The following is a 3486-nucleotide window of genomic DNA, read 5'->3' as shown; positions in this document are numbered from 1 at the left end:
ACGCCCACGCCACCGGCTTCTTCTCCATCGTCTACGGCCGCACCGCCATCGAGTCCGTCCAGAGACGTCCGCCCCGCCGGCGCGCTGCTGCGCCTCGGGCCGACGGCCCTGGTCCGGGTCACCGGCGTGCGGTACCCGCGCCACGACGACCCCGCCACGGACCCGGTCGGCGTGTCCCTCGACGAGGACGGCGTGCCGGTCGGGCGGGTCGGCGTCTTCGCCGTCGTCGAGCGCGCCGGCGAGGTCACGGCCGGCGACCCGGTCGTCGTCGAGCACCCGGGGGACGGTCCGCTGCCGCCGCTGTGACCGGCACGCCCCTGCCCCCGCCCCTGCCTACCCTTGTCCCCGACATGCAGTGCTCCTACCTCGACGCCGGCGCGTGCCGCTCGTGCACGTGGATGGGTGTCCCCCACGCCGAGCAGACCGCCCGCAAGGACGCCGCCTGCCGGGCGCTCCTGGGCGAGCACCCCGGCCTGGTGTGGCTGCCGCCCGTGGCCGGGTCCGGGTCGGGGTACCGGAACAAGGCGAAGATGGTCGTCGGCGGCACCGTCGAGGCACCGACCCTCGGGATCCTCGACGGCGACGGGCACGGCGTCGACCTGCGCGCCTGCGGGATCTGCAGCCCCGGCCTCACGGACGCGCTGCCGGTGCTCGCGGACTTCGTCACCCGTGCGTCGCTGACGCCCTACGACGTGCCGACCAGGCGCGGCGAGCTCAAGCACCTGCTCGTCACCGAGTCCCCCGACGGCGGCCTGCTCGTCCGGTTCGTGCTGCGCTCCCAGGAGCCCGTCGCCCGGGTCCGCAAGCACCTGCCGTGGCTGCTCGACCGGCTCCCGCAGGTCGTCGTCGCCTCGGTCAACCTGCAGCCCGCGCACGCGGCGGTCCTCGAGGGCGAGCGCGAGATCGTCCTCACGGAGGCCACCACGCTGCCGGTGCCCCTGGGGCCGGTCCGGCTGCACCTGCCGCCGCAGAGCTTCTTCCAGACCAACACCGAGATCGCGACCGCCCTGTACGCGCAGGCCGCGGCCTGGGTGGCCGACCTGGCCCCCGCCACCGTGTGGGACCTGTACTGCGGCGTCGGCGGGTTCGCGCTGCACCTGGCCGCCCCCGGCCGGCAGGTCACCGGGGTCGAGACCAGCGCAGAGGCGGTGCGCGGGGCCCGGACGAGCGCCGCCGAGGCCGGCCTGGCCGACGTCCGGTTCGAGGCGGGCGACGCGACGGGCTTCGCGCTGTCGGCCACCTCGATCCCGGACCTCGTGGTCGTCAACCCGCCGCGGCGCGGGCTCGGGGCGCCCCTGGCCGGCTGGCTCGAGGCCTCCGACGTGCCGCACGTCCTGTACTCCAGCTGCGACGCCGCCTCGCTGGCCCGCGACCTCGCGGCCATGCCCTCGCTGCGGCCGCGCCGGGCGCAGGTGCTCGACATGTTCCCGCAGACGGCCCACCACGAGGTCCTCGTGCTGCTGTCGCGCGGCTGACCTACGCCCGGCCCGCGCCCGCCGCGCAGCCGGCCCCGCGGTCGGTCCGTCGTACGCTCCGCCGGTGGAGGTGGTCGGGCTCGGCGTCAGCGTCCTCAAGGGGGCCGCGCAGGAGCACCCGGACCGGCTGCGGCTCGACGCCCGCGGGCCGGTCCACGACCGACGGTTCGCGCTCGTCGACCCCGTCGCCGCACGCGTCCTGCGGACGGTGGAGAACCCGCGCCTGATGTCGCTGCGGGCCCGCACGCTGCCGGCCGGCACGGGCACAGCCCCAGGTCCCAGCGGCACCAGGCGGGACGGAGACGACGGTCACGACGGCGACGTCCTCGTCGTCGAGGTCCCGGGCCACCCGCCGACGGCCGTGCCGGTCCGTCCGGTCGGTCTGCTCGAGGCGGACTACTGGGGCCGGCCCTGCCGGCTGGAGGTCCTCGGCGGGCCGGCCGTCACGGCCCTGACGACGACGTTGTCCACGGTCCTGGGGCGCGAGGTCGTGCTGTGCCGGGCCGGACGCCGGGACGTCGTCTACGGCGAGGGCGTCACGCTGGTCACGACGTCCTCGCTGGTCGAGCTCGAGCGGCGCCGGGCCTCCGCCGGGACCGGGGGGCCCGCGCGCCCGCTGGAGGAGCTGCTGGCCGACGCCGAGCGCTGGCGCGCCACGCTCGCGGTCCGGACCGACGGCGCGCCGCCGTTCGTCGAGGACGGCTGGCACGGCCGGACGCTGCGCGTGGGTCCCAGGGACGACGGCGGGGTGACGCTGCGGGTCACGGCGGGCGTGGCCCGGTGCGCGGTCGTGCGGGGCCGTCCCCGCGACGGCGCCCGCGAGGACTGGGACCCGCTGCGTCTCCTGGCAGACGACCGGCTCGTCGACGGCCCCGGGGGTCGCGAGGTCGCCTTCGCCGTCGGCGCGGAGGTCGAGGTGCCCGGCGAGGTGGCGCTGGGCGACCGGGTGGTCCTCGGGCCCTGACGGCCGTCCCCCGGGGCCTCCCGGCCGGCGCGCGACCCGGGTGCCGCAGACTGCGGCCATGCTCCTGGAGATCTCCGGCCTTCCCCTGCACCCCCTCGTCGTCCACGCCGTCGTCGTGCTGCTGCCGCTGGCGACGCTCGGCGCCCTGGCCGTCGCGGCGCGCCCGCGGTGGGCCGGGGCCTACGGGCCGCTCGTCACGGTGCTCGCGGTCGTCGGGGCGGTCGCGGCCTTCGTCGCCCAGCAGGCGGGCGAGGCGCTCCAGGCGCACCTGCTCAGCCAGGGCGACCCGCTCGACGGCTTCGGCGACCACTCGGCCCTGGGCCACATGGTGCTGTACCTGGGCGTGGCGTTCGCGCTCGCGGCCGTGGTGAGCACCGTCCTGGCGCGACGGGCCGGTGCCGGCAGCCGGCCGCACCGCGTCGCCGCCTGGCTCGCGGCCGGGCTCGGCGTGGCCGCGACCGCGTACGCCTACCTGGCGGGCGAGTCGGGGGCGTCGTCGGTGTGGGGCTACCTCTTCGCCTGAGCTCCGTCCCAGGTCCGTCCCTGGTCCGTCCCTCGGCTCAGTCGCGGGCGACGAGCGAGCGGAACCGGGCCCAGGCCCACACCGCCACGCCGAGGACGAGCACGCCGCCGAGCGCCGCGAACCAGCGCGGTCCGTCGACGGCCGCCATGACGGCGCAGCCGACGGCCAGCACGACCAGCAGGAGCGCGAGGAGCGGGACGACGACCCTCATGCGCGCGACGGTACGGGCACGGCGCGTCACCGGCGAACGGCGGCACGAGGGCGGGGCCGCCGGGTCGTCCGTGCCACGGCCGCCCGCGCGGCTGGCACGCTCCGGGGGTGCAGCCGCCCCCCACCGGCCGACCGGGCACGGGCCGGCCCCATGTCGGCCGTGCAGACGCGGTGCGGTCCCGCGCGGTGCGCCCCGGCACGCGCCGGGTGCTCGGGTGGGTGCTGCGCGCGGCGGTGAGCGCGCTGGTCCTGGCGGCGGTCGCCGTCGCGGTGGGCGGCCAGGCACTGCGGGACGGGACCGCCGTGCTGAAGTC

5 protein-coding genes are annotated in these 3486 nt (G+C 77.8%); 4 read left to right on the top strand and 1 reads right to left on the bottom strand.

The window, feature by feature from the left end; genetic code table 11:
* The first annotated feature begins 126 nt into the window (after positions 1-126).
* The 4 genes from WCS02_RS18820 to WCS02_RS18805 all read left to right on the top strand — a co-directional run bounded on the left by WCS02_RS18820 (position 127) and on the right by WCS02_RS18805 (position 2962).
* A complete protein-coding gene (locus WCS02_RS18820) occupies positions 127-306 on the top strand; it encodes a hypothetical protein (RefSeq protein WP_340295819.1) in 180 nt (59 codons plus the stop codon).
* A 44-nt stretch (positions 307-350) separates the two neighbouring features.
* Entirely contained in the window at positions 351-1475 is a 1125-nt protein-coding gene (gene rlmC, locus WCS02_RS18815) for a 23S rRNA (uracil(747)-C(5))-methyltransferase RlmC (protein WP_340295818.1), read from the top strand.
* Between the two features lie 64 nt (positions 1476-1539).
* Positions 1540-2439 carry an MOSC domain-containing protein gene (locus WCS02_RS18810; RefSeq protein WP_340295817.1) on the top strand — a complete coding sequence of 300 codons (900 nt, stop codon included), beginning with the start codon at positions 1540-1542 and terminating at the stop codon, positions 2437-2439.
* A gap of 58 nt (positions 2440-2497) precedes the next feature.
* Positions 2498-2962: a DUF2231 domain-containing protein gene (locus WCS02_RS18805; protein ID WP_340295816.1), complete on the top strand. Its 465-nt coding sequence runs from the start codon at positions 2498-2500 to the stop codon at positions 2960-2962.
* Positions 2963-2999: 37 nt separating this feature from the next.
* Here WCS02_RS18805 and WCS02_RS18800 read toward each other — a convergent pair whose 3' ends face one another.
* Positions 3000-3173 (bottom strand): hypothetical protein, encoded by a 174-nt coding sequence (locus tag WCS02_RS18800; RefSeq protein WP_340295815.1) that lies wholly within the window; start codon positions 3171-3173, stop codon positions 3000-3002.
* Between the last annotated feature and the right edge of the window lie 313 nt (positions 3174-3486).

This window comes from Aquipuribacter hungaricus, from assembly GCF_037860755.1.
Lineage (GTDB): Bacteria > Actinomycetota > Actinomycetes > Actinomycetales > JBBAYJ01 > Aquipuribacter > Aquipuribacter hungaricus.
Note: the sequence above shows the minus strand (reverse complement) of the source record. Positions and strands in the feature narration are given on the sequence as shown.